16 protein-coding genes are annotated in these 16,643 nt (G+C 64.8%); 6 read left to right on the forward strand and 10 right to left on the reverse strand.

All coding sequences use genetic code 11. From position 1 onward, the window contains the following. Positions 1–8: 8 nt before the first annotated feature. The 8 genes from AB4136_RS12265 to AB4136_RS12300 form a co-directional block, all read right to left on the reverse strand. Positions 9–971 carry a glycosyltransferase family 2 protein gene (locus AB4136_RS12265; RefSeq protein WP_024922573.1) on the reverse strand — a complete coding sequence of 321 codons (963 nt, stop codon included), beginning with the start codon at positions 969–971 and terminating at the stop codon, positions 9–11. Beyond that, positions 961–1,920 (reverse strand): glycosyltransferase, encoded by a 960-nt coding sequence (locus tag AB4136_RS12270; RefSeq protein ID WP_036253693.1) that lies wholly within the window; start codon positions 1,918–1,920, stop codon positions 961–963. The genes AB4136_RS12265 and AB4136_RS12270 overlap by 11 nt, the downstream gene beginning before the upstream one ends. Further along, entirely contained in the window at positions 1,917–2,885 is a 969-nt protein-coding gene (locus AB4136_RS12275) for a glycosyltransferase family 2 protein (protein ID WP_036253770.1), read from the reverse strand. The genes AB4136_RS12270 and AB4136_RS12275 overlap by 4 nt, the downstream gene beginning before the upstream one ends. Before the next feature lie 77 nt (positions 2,886–2,962). Continuing rightward, a complete protein-coding gene (locus AB4136_RS12280) occupies positions 2,963–4,138 on the reverse strand; it encodes a glycosyltransferase (protein WP_024922576.1) in 1,176 nt (391 codons plus the stop codon). Positions 4,139–4,195: 57 nt separating this feature from the next. Beyond that, positions 4,196–5,044 (reverse strand): glycoside hydrolase family 16 protein, encoded by an 849-nt coding sequence (locus AB4136_RS12285; protein ID WP_081766818.1) that lies wholly within the window; start codon positions 5,042–5,044, stop codon positions 4,196–4,198. Positions 5,045–5,201: 157 nt separating this feature from the next. After that, positions 5,202–5,600: a hypothetical protein gene (locus AB4136_RS12290; protein ID WP_024922578.1), complete on the reverse strand. Its 399-nt coding sequence runs from the start codon at positions 5,598–5,600 to the stop codon at positions 5,202–5,204. A gap of 32 nt (positions 5,601–5,632) precedes the next feature. Beyond that, the gene (gene galE / locus AB4136_RS12295; protein WP_081766819.1) at positions 5,633–6,619 is read right to left on the reverse strand and encodes a UDP-glucose 4-epimerase GalE; all 987 of its coding nucleotides are present in this window, start codon (positions 6,617–6,619) and stop codon (positions 5,633–5,635) included. Between the two features lie 47 nt (positions 6,620–6,666). Continuing rightward, positions 6,667–8,160, reverse strand: a complete 1,494-nt coding sequence (locus AB4136_RS12300; protein ID WP_024922580.1) for a lipopolysaccharide biosynthesis protein — start codon at positions 8,158–8,160, stop codon at positions 6,667–6,669. A gap of 125 nt (positions 8,161–8,285) precedes the next feature. Between AB4136_RS12300 and AB4136_RS12305 the strand changes: the two genes are divergently transcribed. Both AB4136_RS12305 and AB4136_RS12310 read left to right on the forward strand, forming a co-directional pair. Beyond that, positions 8,286–9,245, forward strand: a complete 960-nt coding sequence (locus AB4136_RS12305) for a glycosyltransferase family 2 protein (protein ID WP_024922581.1) — start codon at positions 8,286–8,288, stop codon at positions 9,243–9,245. 11 nt (positions 9,246–9,256) lie between these two features. Further along, positions 9,257–10,207, forward strand: a complete 951-nt coding sequence (locus AB4136_RS12310) for a polysaccharide pyruvyl transferase family protein (RefSeq protein ID WP_024922582.1) — start codon at positions 9,257–9,259, stop codon at positions 10,205–10,207. On the opposite strand, the gene AB4136_RS12315 is transcribed toward AB4136_RS12310, so the two are convergent. Both AB4136_RS12315 and AB4136_RS12320 read right to left on the reverse strand, forming a co-directional pair. Continuing rightward, entirely contained in the window at positions 10,198–11,205 is a 1,008-nt protein-coding gene (locus AB4136_RS12315) for a glycosyltransferase family 2 protein (protein WP_024922583.1), read from the reverse strand. The genes AB4136_RS12310 and AB4136_RS12315 overlap by 10 nt on opposite strands. A 146-nt stretch (positions 11,206–11,351) precedes the next feature. Continuing rightward, positions 11,352–11,648, reverse strand: a complete 297-nt coding sequence (locus AB4136_RS12320; protein ID WP_024922584.1) for an exopolysaccharide production repressor protein — start codon at positions 11,646–11,648, stop codon at positions 11,352–11,354. A 619-nt stretch (positions 11,649–12,267) separates the two neighbouring features. Between AB4136_RS12320 and AB4136_RS12325 the strand changes: the two genes are divergently transcribed. From AB4136_RS12325 to AB4136_RS12340, 4 genes are all read left to right on the forward strand, one after another. Further along, positions 12,268–12,945 carry a sugar transferase gene (locus AB4136_RS12325; RefSeq protein ID WP_024922585.1) on the forward strand — a complete coding sequence of 226 codons (678 nt, stop codon included), beginning with the start codon at positions 12,268–12,270 and terminating at the stop codon, positions 12,943–12,945. 77 nt (positions 12,946–13,022) lie between these two features. Then, positions 13,023–14,279: a polysaccharide biosynthesis/export family protein gene (locus AB4136_RS12330; protein WP_024922586.1), complete on the forward strand. Its 1,257-nt coding sequence runs from the start codon at positions 13,023–13,025 to the stop codon at positions 14,277–14,279. A gap of 100 nt (positions 14,280–14,379) precedes the next feature. Beyond that, positions 14,380–15,639 carry an O-antigen ligase family protein gene (locus AB4136_RS12335; RefSeq protein ID WP_024922587.1) on the forward strand — a complete coding sequence of 420 codons (1,260 nt, stop codon included), beginning with the start codon at positions 14,380–14,382 and terminating at the stop codon, positions 15,637–15,639. Then, positions 15,636–16,637, forward strand: coding sequence for an acyltransferase family protein (locus AB4136_RS12340; RefSeq protein ID WP_024922588.1), 1,002 nt, complete (start codon positions 15,636–15,638; stop codon positions 16,635–16,637). The genes AB4136_RS12335 and AB4136_RS12340 overlap by 4 nt, the downstream gene beginning before the upstream one ends. Positions 16,638–16,643: the final 6 nt, after the last annotated feature.

A 16,643-nucleotide genomic window follows, 5' to 3' on the forward strand; every position in this document is an offset into this window, starting at 1 on the left:
ACTCCTTGTCAGCCCGGTCCGATTGCTGCCTTGCCGAGCGGCAAGGATGACACCAGCCGGCGCAGCCGGGCTTCGATCGGCATGCGCAGATGGCGCAGCGCCGCCGGATCGCGCAGCGCCGTACGGACGGCACGCATCGGCGCGCGATCCTTGAGATGGCCGACCAGTTGCAGAAAGGAAGCCGCCCGCCGCAGGCTGCGGGTGCGTCGCGCCTGTGCGTCGAGCGCCTCGGCATCGAGCGCATGGTTCTCAAGGAAAGCCGCGTCCGCCTTCAGCATCGCCTCGACATGGGCGGGCTCGAGCACGCGCGAGATCGACCCTTCGCGAATGTGATAGGCATAGCCGACGCTGGGTTCCACCGCGCAGCGGCCGCCACGGGCCAGCGCCGAGGCAAACAGGATGTAGTCTTCGCCGATGCGCAGCGCCTCGTCGTAGCGGATGCGGTGTCTTTCCAGGAAGGCACGTTCGAAGACGGGTTTCAAATAGCCGTACGAGAACGTTCCTTCGAACATGATGTTGGCGGCGATGAAATCGGCCAGCGTGATTTCGGGGCGGGCTTCGAGGATCTGCGGCGCGAACATCGGCTCGCGGGCCGCGCTGCCGTCGCGCACCACTTCGAGATTGTCGACGACGATCCGGGCGCCCCGCGCCTCGGCGCGGCCGATCATGCGGCGCAGGCGCTCGGGATGCACGCTGTCGTCGGAATCGAGCACGGCGACCCAGCGGCCGGTGGCGGCATCGAGGCCGGCATTGCGGGCACCGCCCGGGCCGCGATTGCAGTCAAGCGCGATCACCCGCACCTGTTCGGGCGGATAGGCGCGCGCCAGTTCCACTGTGCCGTCGCTGGAGCGGTCGTCCACGACGACGACTTCGGTCGAGACGCCGCGCTGTGCCAGTGCGCTGTCGATGGCGCGCGCGATCGAAGCTTCCGCATTGTAGGCGGCGATGACGAAGGAGACGTCAGGCTGCATGGGGCCGCCCTCCCGCCTGGCTGTCGCCATAAAGGCGGATTTCGCGGACGCCGAGCAGGCCGCTGATGGCACCGACATGCATCAGGCCACGTAGGGCCTCGCGGTTGCGGCGATGCGGCACGGCAAGCAAAGCGGCGGCGCTGGCGAAACAGTAGGCGGCTTTGGCGGCCGCCATGCCGACCTGCTTCAGCGCCCGGCCCCGATGTTGCGCCGCCAGCAGCCGGCCGTGGGTCTGGCCCGAGCGGAAACGCCGCTTGGCCAGCCATTGCAGCCGCGCCCGTTCTGGCATCACCGGCTCCAGCACAACCGCCTCGGCCGCGTAGGCGATGCGGCCGCCGGCCTCGTGCAGCTGCGAGAAATATTCGGTGTCCTCGCCGCCGGTCTTGCCCAGCGCCAGATTGAAGCGCCGGCCGGCAACATGGGCGGATGCGCGGCGCAGCAGCACATTGCCGCTGTAGCCGGTGCGGATCTGCCCATCGACCCAGACGGGGCGGGTGGAGTGGAAATCGCCGCGCCGCATCCAGCCGGGGGCGGCATCGGCATAGACGGCCTCGACCGGCCCCAGCACCGCATCGGCGCCGGTGGCCTCGGCGGTCGCGACCAGCGCTGTCAGCCAGGGCGGCGTCACGGTCGAATCGTCGTCGACGAAGGCGAGGAAATCGCCGCGCGCGGCATCGAGGCAGGTATTGCGCGCCAGCGAGATGTTGGCGGCGGGGCAGTGGATGTACTGGACTTCGAACGGCAGCGACGGCGCCAGCAACTGCACCAGCTGCCGCGCGCTGTCGGTGATGTCGTTGTCGGCGACGACGATGCGGGCAGCAACGCCGGCCGGCATGTCGAGCATCGCCAGCGAGCGCAGCGTCTCTTCGAGGTAGGGCCGGCGATAGGTGCACACGCACAGATCGACCAGGGTTTTCGCGGAGGCGGCAGTGGGGACGGACAGGCTCATGACGCGGCCGCCCTCCGTTTCCACGATCCGAAGAGCTGCAGCCAGAATCCCATCGACCAGCCGAGGTGCATGATCATCGCTGAGACGGCGGCGAGCGGTCCGTATGGATTGCGCTGGCCGACCGCCATCCAGATGCCGTAGCCGAGACATGCAGCGATCCACAGGCCGGCCGGAACCAGCGCCGACAGGCTGAGGAAGGCGAGCGACGTGCCCACCACCACCGGGAAGACCAGCAGCGGGATGGCTTGTCTCAGCCGCGGCCAGGTGCCGTGCTTGAGGATGTTGCGGGCCCGGCCGCGCCCGTAGCCAAGATATTGGCGAAACAGCGCGGTCGCCGTCGCGCGCGGATAATAGGTCATGAAGGTCTTGTCGGTCATCCAGATGCGATGGCCGGCAGCGCGAAGCCGGAAGTCGAGTTCGGCGTCCTCATTGTGGCTGAAGCTCTCGTCATAGCCGCCGACGGCGCGGAAGGCGTCGATGCGCATGAAGGCGTGATGGCCATGGTCGGTCCAATGGCCCGGCGCGCCTTCGCGATGCGGCGAACCGCCATTGCCGAGCTTGGAATTCTGCGCCGCCGCTGTCGCCTTCTGGAACAGGCCGAAACCTTTCGTCGCCATCGAGACGACGACGGAATCGGCGCCAGTGACCGAGGCCTCCTCGATCAGCCGTTCGCAATAGTCGGCCGGATAGCCGCCATGGGCGTCGATGCGAATGAAGCCGTCGACGTTGTCGCCGAAAACGGCCACGGCCAGGTTGACGGCCGCGCTTTGCAGGCGGCGCGGATTGTCGAGCAAAACGACGCACGGATTTCGGGCGGCGATATCGCGCACGATATCGCGCGTGCCGTCGGTGCTGCCGCCGTCGGCGACGACGATGCGAAGGCCAAGCCGCTCGGCCGGATCCGCGAGTTCGCCGAGCAGTGCGCCGATATGCTTGGCCTCGTTGAGGCAGGGGATCACCACCATGCAGCGTTCGACCGGCCGCGATGTCGTCTGCGGAAGCTCCACCGCGTCAACAGTTGGTATCTCGATTGCCAGTGCCGTCATGCCGCCACCTCCAGCGGCACGTCCTGGCGCGCGATGCCGGCAAGGCGGCCAAGCCGCTCGACCAGCGCGCGGCAGTCGGCCGCGTCGCAAATCCAGGTGCCGAGATCCTGAACGGTGATCTTGCGGCGGCGCACGATATAGCCGTCGGTGTCGATGCCGCCCACAAGCGCGACAAGATTGTCGACCGACGCTTCCGAGAGCAGCAGGCCGATATGGCGGTCGGCGAGGAAGCGGGCGGTCTCCGTTCCTTTCATCGCAATCGGCACGGCGCCGAAGCGGCAGCCTTCGTAGAGCCGGTTGGGCAGGAGCCAGCTCGAATTCAGGCCTTCCTCGAAGAAATCGATCGCCCAGGAAAAATGCACCTCGCCATAGATGGCGGCGAGCTCGTCCGGATTGCGATAGGCGCCGTGGAAGGAGAGGTAAGGTTCGGCGCGGACGAAACCGTCGAAATCCTCGAATTCGACATGCGCCGGGCGACCGCGCAACACGACCTCGAACCGTCCCTGCATCTGGCGGGTGAAGGCGGCGAGCAGCTCCAGCGATTTGCGGCAGCGCAGCGCCCCGAACCAGCCGATTTTCCAGGGCTCGTTGGCCGTTGGGGGCCGCGGCAGTTTCGCCTGGCCGGGTGGTTTGCCGCTGAGGTCGAGGATCTTGTTCTGTAAGAGCACGGCCGGAGCCCTGATCTGGCCATACGCCTCGAAATAGTCGCGAACGAAGGCCGGCGAGCTGGTCAGGAGCAGCGCGGTCTCGCGTCCGAACAGGCGCTCGGCGCCGCGCATGGCGCGGCCGACGGCGCCGTCGCTCAAAAGCAGGCGGTGGATGTCCAGGCACTCATAGACGACAGGGGCGGAGCCGCCGAACAGCGCCTTGGCCCGGTTGGCCAGCGCCAGCATCTCGAGATTGCGGCCGATGATGATGTCCGGCTTTTCGATGGTCGCAAGCTTGGCGCCGAGCGAAAGGGCTGCCCTGGCGATCGCCGCCAGGCGCTGCGCGAAGGCACGGTCACTGGTCGGGCCAAGGTCGATCGGCGACAGGCCGTCGAAATCCGGCACGGTCTCGGTGCGCCGGAAACCGGCCAGCGTCACCGAGGCGCCGCCGGCCCGCAGCATCGTCACGCGGCGGCGCACCGCCGGGTCGCAAAGATCATGGACCAGGTAGAGGATGTTCAGCATGCTCATGCCGTCAGCGCGATTGTCGGTGCGCTTTGGGGCGCGTGTAAGCGGCAATGCTCATTGCGTGCCCTTGTTCAGCTTGCAGACGATGGAATCGGGGAACTGGCAGGCATCGCCCGGCGCGGTGAAGGCGACGCGGTCGACCTCGGCGGCGATCGGCTTGCCCGGATCGACGAACGGACCCATCCAGGATTTCAGCGTGTCCGAACCCCAGATACTCAGATAGATCTTGGCCGGGTGGCTGGGCAGCTTGGCGGGATCGGTCGCTTCGTCGACAAGTTTGCCGTCTACATACCAGCGAATGCGGTCCTTCTCCCAGACGAAGGCATAGTTGTGGAAGCCCTTGTCGGCGCCGCCGGGCACCTCGACCAGCTTGGCCGAGCCGACGCTCTTGGCGTTGACATACTGGTTGACCTGCACCTTGGAGGGGTCCTTGCCGAGCACCTCGAAATCGATCTCGTCATGCGGCTGTTTGTGGACTGGGCCGATATAGCTGAAGAACCCGGTGTTGAGGCCAGAGCCCGCCACCGCCTTCATGCGCACTTCGAAGGCGCCGTAGCCGAAGCGCTGGTTTGTCTGCACTTCGCCGCAGACATATTTGCGGCCCTTGCTCTCGCCGGCCGCGAAGCCGAGCTTCAGCGTGCCGCCGGAGACGCTGACCTGCTTGGCCGACCAGGTGCAGTTCTGATGGTCGCCATTCGACCAGCCGTCGGAAACGTACCAGAGTTTCTTGTCGAGCGTGTCGAAGGTCTCGACGAAGGATTTGCCCGGCTTCTGCTGTTCGGGCTTCTGCTGTTCCTGGGCCTGCGCCGAAACGATGCCCGCAGCCATTGCCGTCAGCGCGGTTCCCGCAGTCAAAAACCACACCAGACCGGCTCGCGCCGGTGTCCTCAAAATCACAGCCATACCGCTTGCTACTTTCGTTTTGGACCGCCCCTTCCGGTGGCGGACCCGCGTCAATTTCGGGCGAATGTTGCAATGCACATATGATGGATTAGCGGATCAGAATGTGACGCGTGGGCACATTCCCGGTGGGCGTCCGGTAACTTTTTATGATCGCCGGTTAAGCCAGCCGTCGGCTTGGGACGACGTCGTTTGGCGCGACCTGTTCATTTTCATGGGGAAACGCCGTGGCCCGGTCGCGCAGTCCGGTAACGAAATCGATCTGCTGCTCGAGTGTGGCGATGCGCGCCGTGTAGCGCATCATCGCCGTGGTCAGATCATCGATCACCGGCGACATGCCAGCGGCCTGATCGTCCTCCAGCGCCTGCTGCGAGAAGGCCGCCCGCGCCGCCACGCTTTCGTGGCGATCGCGCAAGCCGTTGCGTTCGCGCGCGATCTCGCGACCCAGGTCGTCGAGCAGGGCAAGCAGGCGCGCCAGCCGCGCGGCGTCGGTCTCGCCGTCGCGGTGAACGCTTCTTACGCGGAACGGGTTACGGGCACGGAATCTGAACAAAGCCATGGCGGATCCCTTCTCCTGCCTTATAGCGATATCTATTCGGCCGCCGCTCGGTCGGCGCCGGCATGCCAGTTCCAGGCACTTGCCACGATTGATTCGAGATCGTGCCTGGGGCTCCATCCTAGCACATCCCTGGCTTGCGCATTATCGGCAACCAGAACGGGCGCATCGCCGGCGCGGCGGCCTTCGTAGCGAACCGGGAACGGCTTTCCTGACTGATGCGCCACCGCTGCGAGCAGTTCACGAACGGTGGTTCCGGTGCCGGTGCCGAGATTGAGGGCGACGCTGTCGCCACCCTTCAGCAAATGCTCGACGGCGCGGCCATGGGCATCGGCAAGGTCGCAGACATGAATGAAATCGCGCACGCAGGTGCCGTCGCGCGTGTCGTAGTCGGTGCCGAACACGCTGAAGCCGGCGCGACGGCCGAGTGCGGCCTCGATGGCAAGCGGCACGGCATGGGTTTCGGGCGAGTGGCGCTCGCCGATGCGCCCTTCGGGATCGGCCCCGGCGGCGTTGAAATAGCGCAGCACCACGGAACGGAAGCCCTGATGACGGTCGAGATCGGCCAGCATCTGCTCGACGATCAGCTTGGAGCGGCCATAGGGGTTGATCGGGTTTTGCGGATGCGTCTCGCGCATCGGCACGTCGACCGGCAGGCCATAGGTGGCGCAGGTCGAGGAGAAGACCAGCTTGTCGATGCCGGCCTGCTGCGCGGCGAGCAGCAGCGAGAGTGTGCCGGCCACGTTGTTGTCGAAAAACGCCGCCGGCGCCTTCACCGATTCGCCGACCTCGATCAGCGCCGCGAAATGCACGATGGCTTGCGGCCGGTAGGTCTCGATGACCGCGGCCAGGCGTTGCCGGTCGCGGATATCGCCGTGCTCCAGCGGTCCCCATTTGACGAATTCGGCGTGGCCGTTGCTCAGATTGTCGTAGACAACCGGGGTGAACCCGCGTTCGGCCAGATTGAGGCAGGTGTGGGAACCGATATATCCGGCGCCGCCGACGACAAGAACATTGGTCACTGGGATCAATCCTTTCGGTGATGACGAAGGGTGGGTATCGGTTTGAGCTAGCTTCCGGCGCCCGCGGGTTGCGCCTTGCGCTGGCGGATCAGCTCGACCAGCTTCCTCAGCAGGTCGCGTTCGGTGAGCAGCAGGAGCACGCCATAGATGGCCGCACCGGCCGCAGCTCCGACCAGGACTTGCCAGATGGCATTCGCCGAGGCACCGCCTGGCAGGCCGGTCTTGATGTGGTCGATGAGGAAGCGCACGGCCACCGCCATGATGATCGCGGCGATCATCGGCCGTGTCGTGACATAGAGCCCCGACAGGAAGGCGGTGCCGTTGGTGCGGAACACAGCCCAGGAATAGAACACCAGCGTGATGGCGTTGGCGACGCAGAGCCAGACCATGGCCGCGACCAGACCGCCGGTCATGACGCCATAGCTGACCAGGCCGTAGACGAGGCCGGCGCGCAGCACCGCCACCCACCACAGCACGCCGGAACGGCCGGCTCCCTTGAGGAAGGGAATGTAGGTGCTGCAGGGCGACATGATGCCCTTGGAGACGGCGAGAAGGCCGAGGACCGGCCAGGCATAGGCCCATTGCTGGCCGAAGATCAGCAGCATGCCGGGCTCCGCGATCGCCCATATGCCGAACATCATCGGCGCCAGCACCACGGTCGAGACCTGCGTGCTCAGCATCAGCGCGTCGGAGCGGCGGCGCGTGTCGTTGCTCATATGGCTGAAGACGGGAAACAGCACGCCCATCAGGCCGGCCAAAAGCACCTGGTTGGGAATGCTGGAGAAGCGGTTCGCGGCCGAATAGGCGCCGGCGTCGGCGAGGCCGAGATGGCGCGAGACCACCACCAGCGGCGACTGGAAGGTGATGAAGTTGAAGATTTCCGAGCCCATGATGCCGAGGCTGTATTTGGTCAGCGCACCCACCTTCGCCATCGACAAGACAAAACGCGGCCGGTAGCCGCTAGCGTAGAAGAGCCCGCCAAGCCGCACGATGGCCGAGACGAACAATTGGCCGATCAGAGACCAGACGCCGAAGCCGGCCAGCGCCATGCCGACGGCGGTCAGCGCGCCGATTGATTCGGAAACCACGCTCCATGCGGCATCCTTCTGGAAGGCCAGCCGGCGCGCCAAGAGCGAATAGGCGACATCGCCGGCGAGCTGCAGCGGAATGAGGAAGGCCATGATCTTGAGCAGGTAACCGGCATCCGCCGCACCAAGGAAGCCGGCAAAGGAATCGGCCCATAGATAGATGCAGGCCGCCATGGCGATAGCGACGGCCAGATTGACCCAGAACACCGAATGCACCGTTTCGTCGTCTTCCTCCGCCTCCAGGATGAGCGAAGCCGACAGTCCGGCCGAGCCGATCATGGTCAGGAACATGACCACGGTCTGCGCCACCGCCACCACACCGAACTCCTGCGGCGACAGGATGCGCGCCAGGATCGGGACGGTGACAAATTTCAGCCCGAATGTGCTGGTTTTGGAAAGCACGCTCCAGCCGACATTGTTTGTCACGCTTTTCAGGTTAACTGCAGTTGGCATGGGCAGGCACCGTTTGTTGGGACGAGCGGGCCATGTCGTCAGCGAGCCCTTGGACGGGGGGCACCGACCGGAATTCATCGGGACCCTGCGAAGTGGTCCCCCTAAACTCCCGAAGGCGCAAAAAAATGACGAAGTGCACGGTTATCATTCCCTACTACCAGCGAGAGCCCGGAATTCTCGCTCGCGCGCTCACATCCGTGTTCGCGCAAACGCATTCCGATTTCGACGTGATCGTCGTCGACGACGCGTCTCCGTCGCCGGCGGAAGACGATCTGCAAATGTTCTCGCTCGCCGAACGGGCGCGGATTGCCGTTATAAAACAACCGAATGCCGGGCCGGGCGGCGCGCGCAACATGGGGCTCGACCATATCGGGGCCGACAGCGCCTATGCGGCCTTCCTCGATTCCGACGATGAGTGGGCACCCAACCATCTGAAGAATGCTGTGGGCGCGCTCTCACTTTTTGATGCAGATTGTTACTGGGCCTCGATCAAGGGCGGCGCGGAATTCTACTATCATTTCGGCGTGGCCGATCTCGCCGACGTCACCGAAGTGGTGCGGCTGGGGGATAATCCGCCGATCGTCGAGATCCCGGAACTCGCCGCTACCATGTTGAAAAACTGGAGCTTTCTGCATCTGTCCTGCATGGTGATCGGACCGGCGCTGTTTCGCCAAATGCGGTTCGACGCGTCGCTGCGGCTGGCGGCGGAGGATGTGCTGTTCTTCTACGATTGCGTGCGCAACGCCCGCCGCGTCGTCCTCTCCGAGGGCATCGGCGCGGTGCGCGGCGAGGGCATCAACATCTTCCACGGCATGGGCAGCGATTCGCCGCTGTTCCTGAAGCAGCAGTTCAACACCTGGGTGGCGCTGGACCGGCTGCAGAGCCGGTTCCCGCATCGTCCCGACGAAAAGGCCTCCATCGAGGCCTACAAGCAGACGGCGCGAAATCAGGCGCTGTGGGGGCAGGCGAGGCTGGTGCGGGCGCGCAAGGCGCCGCAGCTCCGGCAATTGGCGCAATGGGCCTGGCGCGATCCGAAGCTGCTGCGCAGCGCCGTCGGTCTCGCCGTTTCCAAGATGTCGAAATAAGGACGCGCCACATGCAGCCTTTCTATTGGGAATCCGCGCACGGCAATTTCGGCGACGACCTCAACCTGTGGCTCTGGGATTTCCTGCTGCCGGGGTTCCGCGAGGTTCACCCGGAGGTACTCCTGGTCGGTGTCGGCACCGTGCTCAACCAGGCGCTGTTGCCGGCGGGGATCAAGAAACTCGTTGTCGGCAGCGGCTTCGGCTATGGCAAGCAGCCCGATCTCTCCGACGCCAAGGAGTGGGACGTGCGTGCGGTGCGCGGGCCGCTGACGGCCGACAAGCTTGGGCTCGACGCCGCGCTCGGCATCATCGACCCCGCGGTGATGGTGGCCGAGATGCCGGAATTCCGGAACCTGCCGAGAACCGGCGGCGCGATCTTCGTGCCGCATTGGGAATCGACCATCGGCGGCATCTGGCCGATGGTCTGCCAGGCCGCCGGGCTGGGCTATGTAGATCCCTGCGGCGAGGCCAAGGCGGTCATCAAGGCGATTGCCCAGGCCGAGCTGGTGGTGGCCGAATCCATGCATGCCGCGATCCTGGCCGATGCCTTCCGGGTGCCCTGGGTGGCCGTCACCACTTCGCGCTCCATCAACTCCTTCAAATGGCGCGACTGGGCGAATTCGCTTGGGGTCGAGTACAAGCCGCGGCATGTGCCGATCTCCTCGCGCGCCGAGGCGGTGACCAAGGGCGCGCGCTTCTGGGGCGTCAATTTCGAGGCGCCCGCGACGAAGGCGGACGAGACAGGCCGCCACGACGCGCATGAAACGCTGGTGCTGACGCGCGACGACCCCGCCCCGTCATCGCTACGCGCCATGGCCAAGCAGGTGCTGGCCGCCCCCTCGACACTGGCATTATGGCAAGCGCGCCGGGCAAAACCGCAGCTCAGCGATGCGGCAATGCTGGCGGAGAAAAAGGACCGTTTTCGCGAGGTTCTGGCCGGGGTGCGGCGCGACTATCTCTGAACGTCGGCGCGTGCGGGAAGCAGATAGCGCGGTGCCGCCGGTTCGTTGCCGGCGGCTTTCCCGCGCGCGCCGAACGCCTCGAGCTTGTCGCCGAGCACGCCCCTGACGATTGCCGGTAGCGCGCCCGGATGGCCGAGCGCATGGGCGCCGGCCGCCGCCAGTCCGCGCGCGGCCTTGATGTCGAGGAAATGCCGCAGCTCGTAGCGGGCGCGAATGTGCCGCTCGTGGTTCTGCAGCGCCGTCCGGGTATCCTGCAACAATGCGCCCGAGAGCATGGCGCGGTCGGCCTCGTAGAGACGTTTCAGATCCTCGGTGCGGTGCTTGCCGCTGAGCGAATCGGGGCGCACGACCGCGCCGTAGCCGCAGCCATGGACGACCTTGTAGCGGGCACCCTTGAGCAGAGCGCGCGCATAGAGTTCGTAGTCTTCGCCGAGGCGCAGCTTCTCGTCGTAGCGCAGGCCGTGCGCGTCGAGAAAGGCGCGCCGCATCACCGGTTTCAGGAAGCCGATCTCGCCGCGCGAGGCGCCGCGCCGGGAGATGTTGCCGTCGATGAAACCCTTGATGTTGAGGAAGCGTGGCGCCGGCTCGAAATGCGGCACCTGCGGTGCAGTTCCTGGCACGTTGCGGCTGTCGATGAAGACGATGTTGTCGGCGATGAAATCCCAGTCGTCGGCGCCGGCAAGCAGGCTGTCGAATCGGCCAGGGAGAAAGAAATCGTCCGCATCCAGAATGGCGATCAGCGGCGCGCTGGACTGCGCGATCGCCCGGTTGCGGGCGAAGGCCGGCCCGTGATTGCGATCGAGCTTCAGGATCTGGAGGCGGCCGCTGGCGTCATCGGCCTCGATGCTCGCCTGCGGTGTAGAATCGTCGGAACCGTCATCGACCACGACGACTTCGGAAACCGCCGTTTCGCGCAGCGCCGAGGCGATCGCGCGGCCGATGGTTCTCTCGGCATTCTTGGCCGCGATGATAACGCAGACGGTGGTCGTGGAAGCCATCGCCACACTCCAGCTGGGCCGCTCGCTTTCGGCCTGTTTATCCCCATGCCCTGTTCGGCGACGCGGCACCGCCACGGCTCAGCGTCGCGGCGCCAGTTGCCACAGGCGCAAGGCGATTTGATGACAGCTGACGATGTGTGGAAAAGTCAGGGCAGGGGCGAACGCCGCACGCCCGGCAGCGGCGCGACTTCGCTTTCCGGCTGATTCTCCTTGGCGGCGGCGGGCACGATCTCGTTGCGCGCAACGGCTTCGGCGCTTTTGGCGGCCGGCTTTGTGTGCCCGATCATAAACAGGATGGCGATGAAATAGCCGACCTGGATGATGACGGCGCAGATCAGCGTGTTGATGAAGGTTGTCCAGGCCGACTGGGTAATCGCGTAGGTGGCGATGGCGAATACGACCAGCACCCCGATAAGACCGCGAAGGAAAAGCAGAAAGGACATTCTATCCCTTCTTGCCGGTCATACTTGATCTGGTTCTAAAATACCCACGCAAGACCTGTCTCCCGCCGCGACGAGCGTTGGTCTTACACCACCACCAACGAGATCAAGACTCGACTTCTTCGAGGCCTGAAGCCCTGATCCGACATTTACCCGCGCACCGACAAATATAAGAATTTCGGCAACACTGCGCAATACGAGACGCGGCTCCCGGCACGTCCGGGAATTACCTTACGTCCGCTCGAAATATTGTAGCGGAGGGCCGGGGAGAACGGTTCCGATTGGGCTAGCCCAAATGAGCACTGTGCCTTTGTTTAAGGTTTACTGGTAATGATCGCGACATTTTCATGGAGAAACGCAATACAACTCGATTATGGGATGATACGTACCGTGATTAATATAGTTCATTATTGAAAACACAAAGGAAATCAAACGCAAAAGTTGCCCTCCATGAAGGGCATGAACATTGCTGGACCCGCAATGTTTCGATTCGTTACAAAATATGACTGTCGGTCGGTTTTCGTGACCGATTTTCATCACAGAGGTGACATATCCAACGCTCTATTGTTCGTATGTTGCGGTGCAGCAACGTTGACCTGACCATTTTTCGCGGAGCAACAAAATGAGATATGCCGCCCGATTGGCCAACAGGTTGTCGTCACGGTCGGACGGCGAAGCGCCGCCGGCGATCGGCGGTGTCATCAAGCGCGGTTTCGACATTGTCGGCGTATTGGCGGGAATTGCCCTGCTGAGCCCGCTGCTGCTCATGCTGGCGGCTTTGGTGAAGGCCACCGACGGCGGCAGCATCCTTTACGGCCACCCGCGAATCGGCCGCAACGGCGCCGTCTTCCGATGTTGGAAATTTCGGACGATGGTCGAGAATGGCGAGGAGGTTCTCGCCGCCCATTTCGCCAGCAATCCGCAAGATCGCGACGAATGGAATGCCACCCGCAAATTGCAGAACGATCCGCGCGTCACCCGCGTCGGCGTCGTGCTGCGCAAGCTCAGCCTCGACGAGCTGCCGCAGATCGTCAACATTTTGCGCGGCGAGATGAGCCTGGTCGGCCCGCGTCCGGTGGTGCGGGATGAACTCGAACTCTATGGCAACGCCGCCGCCTTTTATCTGCAGTCGCGCCCGGGTCTGACCGGCCTGTGGCAAGTCAGCGGCCGCAATGACGTTTCCTACGGTGCTCGCGTCGCCTTCGACCAGCACTATGTCGAGAACTGGTCCTTCATCTTCGACCTGAAGATCCTCGTGCGCACGGTTCCGGCGGTGTTCTCCTCGCGCGGCAGCTACTGACGCCGGCAATTGGCGGCCCGACACTTCAAGCAAACCGCCACAGCAAAGGACGGCTCCTGGTGAAAGATATCCGCTTTATGTCGCGTCGCGCGCGCCTTCTGCGCGCCATCGCATGTCTGGCTCTCCTGACGATGGCGGGCATCACCGCTGCTGCCGCTTCGGATTCCTACCGGCTGGACGCGATGGACAAGCTGCGCATCCGTGTCGCCGAGTGGCAGAGCGCGGAAGGCGCTGTCCGCGACTGGGCGACGATTAGCGGCGACTATGGCGTAAGTCCGTCGGGCGACGTCTCGTTGCCGTTCATTGGCGAGCTCGCGGTGAAGGGCAAGACGACCGTCGAGGTGGCTGCCGCGATCGCCGCCGGCCTGCAGCAGAAGCTCGGCCTGCCCGACAAGCCCGAAGCTTCGGTAGAGATCTCGGAGTTCCGCCCACTGTTCCTTGCCGGCGACGTGCAGACGCCCGGCAAATATGCCTATGCGCCCGGCCTGACCGTCCTGAAGGCCTTGAGCCTCGGCGGCGGCCTGCGCCGCTCCGACAATGGCGGCCAGGGCGGGCCGCGCGACTTCATCATGGCGCAAGGCAATTACGACGTGCTGGTTGCGCAGCGAAACGGGTTGCTGGCGCGGCGCGCCAGGCTGGCTGCCGAAACCGAAGGCAAGGACCAGATCGACTTCCCCGAGGAATTGAACAAGACCGAACAGGGCCGCAAGCTGGTCAGCGACGAGAGCGCATTGATGGCGGCGCGCCAGAAGCGCCTGCGCCTGCAGCTGGGCGCGCTCGACGACCTCAAGAAGCTGCTCCAGTCCGAGATCGAAACGCTCGACCAGAAGATGGTCACGCAGAACCGGCAGCTCGAACTTTCGCGCACGGAACTGAAGAGCCTCGGCGAGCTCGCCGAAAAGGGTCTTGTCGTCAACCAGCGCATCCTGACGCTGGAACAGACGAATGCCGAGCAGGAAGGCAAGGCGCTCGACATGGAGACCGCCAGCCTGCGCGCCAAGCAGGACATCGCCAAGGCAACGCAGGACGCCATCAGCCTGCAGAACGACCGAGATACCGAGATCGCGCAGGATCGTCAGCAGACCGAGGCCGATCTCAGGGAAATGGACCTGAAGATGGGCATGTATTCCGGCCTGATGACCGAGGCTGTCGCGCGGGCACCCGATGCCGCCCGCAATCCGGCCAACGGCACCGCGCCGACCATTCGCTACGCCATCGTCCGCACCGACGCGGACGGCAAGACCGGCCAGGTCAGCGCCGACGAAAACACGCCGGTGCTGCCGGGCGACGTGGTCAAGATCGAGATCGCTGGCCCGAGCGTGACGTCCAACTGAGGGCCGTCATGTCGCCAATGACAGGCGCGGGCCGGCGCCGTGATGCGCTGTCGACGGCGGCGCTTCCGCACACCGCCGGTCGCGCCATGGAAACCACGCCATGAAGATAGCCAAGGCCGCCCTCATCAGCCCCGACCGCAATTTCTGGTACGGCGCGCTGGCGGTTGCGCTGTCGATCTTCGTCTTTGCCTATTCGAGCCGCTTCGGCCAGGCCTCGATCATGGCCTTTTACGCCTGCTGGCTGCCGCTCATCCTTGTCGACTATCGGCGCGTGCTCGGCGACTACCGCCGCTTCTTGTGGATCATCGCTTTCGCGGTTCTTGCCTGCCTGTCGGTGTTCTGGTCGGCGGCGCCCGGCGTCACCGCGCGTGCCGCCCTGCAATTATTGTCGCATATCGTCTGCGCGCTGATCGCGGCCCGCACGGTTTCGGTGCGCACGCTGAACCTCGGCGCACTGGTCGGCATCCTGGCCGTGGTGCTGTTTTCGGTGGCCTTCGGCCAGTACAATTACGACCCGCTCGACGGCACTTACAGTTTTGTCGGGGCCTTCGGCTCGAAGAACCAGCTCGGCCTGTTTTCCTCGCTTGGCATCTATTTCGCCTTTACCGCCATCCTCGTCCTGCACGAGCGCGGCCCGTGGCGGCTTCTGGCGCTGGCTTGCGGCGTGCTCTGCGTCTACACGCTGCACGCCGCGCAATCGGCCACCTCGGTTCTGGCGATCGCGGCGACCCTTGCGCTGATGGTCTGCCTGAAGCTCGCCATGCTGTTTTCGCCGAAGACCCGCAAGGCGGCGCTGGTCGTCGGCGTCACGCTGGCGCTGGTCGCGGTTTTCGCCGCACTCAATCTCGGCGCCGCCGATCTTGTGCTGGGCGCTTTCGGCAAGGATTCGACGCTGACCGGCCGCACCTATCTGTGGTCGCAGGGCTGGGCGGCCGCTGCTGAAACTCCCTATTTCGGCGTCGGCTACCAGGCCTATTGGGTTCAGGGCTTCTCCGAGGCCGAGCGGCTGTGGGACGAGTTCTACATCGGCACCAGAAGCGGCTTCCATTTCCACAACACCTATATCGAGGTGCTGGTGGAGATGGGGGCGTTCGGCCTGGCCGCGCTGGCGCTGCTGATGCTGCGCGTGCCGTTCGGCCTGCTCTTGCGGCTCGTCGATGCCCGGCGCGATCCCGCCACTTTCACGCTTTTCGGCATCGCGGTGATGTTCCTCATCCGCTCCTTCGTCGAGGTCGATGTCATCAATCCTTATGTGGTCGGCTCCTTCCTCATTTATTACGCCGCCGGCCAACTCGCTTTGCCGCAGCGCGCTGGGCAGTCCGAGCCGGCGCCGCGCCTCGTGTTGCGGAACGCGACATGACCAGGCTCTACGGCGTACAATATCTGCGGGCGATTGCCGCCCTCGGCGTGGTCGTCTTCCACGCCGCCGAGCGCAACGGCAGCCATTTCACCATCGGCGCGGCCGGCGTCGACGTTTTCTTCGTCGTCAGCGGCTTCATCATGTGGGTGCTGGCCGAGACGCGGCAGCCGTCGCCGCTGACATTCCTGCGCGAACGCGCCGAACGCGTGGTGCCGCTCTATTGGGCGGCGACCGCGGTGATGGTCGCCGGCGGCCTGGTTGGGCTTTTCCCCAACATGCACCTCACCGCCTTCCATGTCGCGGCCTCGTTCGCCTTTGTCCCGCATGTCTCGCCGAGCGATGGCGGCACCTGGCCGGTGCTGGTGCAGGGCTGGACGCTGAACTACGAAATGTTCTTCTACCTGGTGTTCGCGGCGGTCCTGTTCCTGCCGCCGGCGCGACGTCTGCCGGCACTGGTGGCGATATTCGGCGCGCTCGTGTGCCTGGGTCTTTTGCTGCAGCCGGAAGGCGCAGCGCTGCGCACCTATACCAGCCCGCTGCTCGCCGAATTCCTGATCGGCATCGGCATTGGCAAATTATGGCTGGCGGGCGCCATGCCTCGGCCAGCGTTTGGTGCACTGCTTGTCGTCGCCGCGATCGCTGGCTTCGTGCTGGTCGCGGCCGGTCTTGCCGGTTTCAATCCGCTCGTGCTGGGCCCGCTGTCGGCGATGCTGCTTGTCGGCGTGCTGGCGCTGGAGCAGGGCAAGTGGCTCTTCCGCTTCATCCCGCTCGCTTATCTCGGCGACGCCTCTTATTCGATCTATCTGTGGCACACGCTGGCGATCTCGGTGGTCATGAAGGCGAGCGGGCTTCTGTCTCTGCCTGCCGCGACCGCCATTGCCCTGTCGATCGCCGCCGGCGTCGCCATCGGCATTGCCTGCCATGAATTCCTGGAAAAGCCGATCGCCGGCTATCTCAAAGCCCGCCGGCTTCGGCAGAAGGTCGGCTACGCCGTGTGAGTTGGC

Source organism: Mesorhizobium sp. 2RAF21, from assembly GCF_052115345.1.
Lineage (GTDB): Bacteria > Pseudomonadota > Alphaproteobacteria > Rhizobiales > Rhizobiaceae > Mesorhizobium > Mesorhizobium terrae.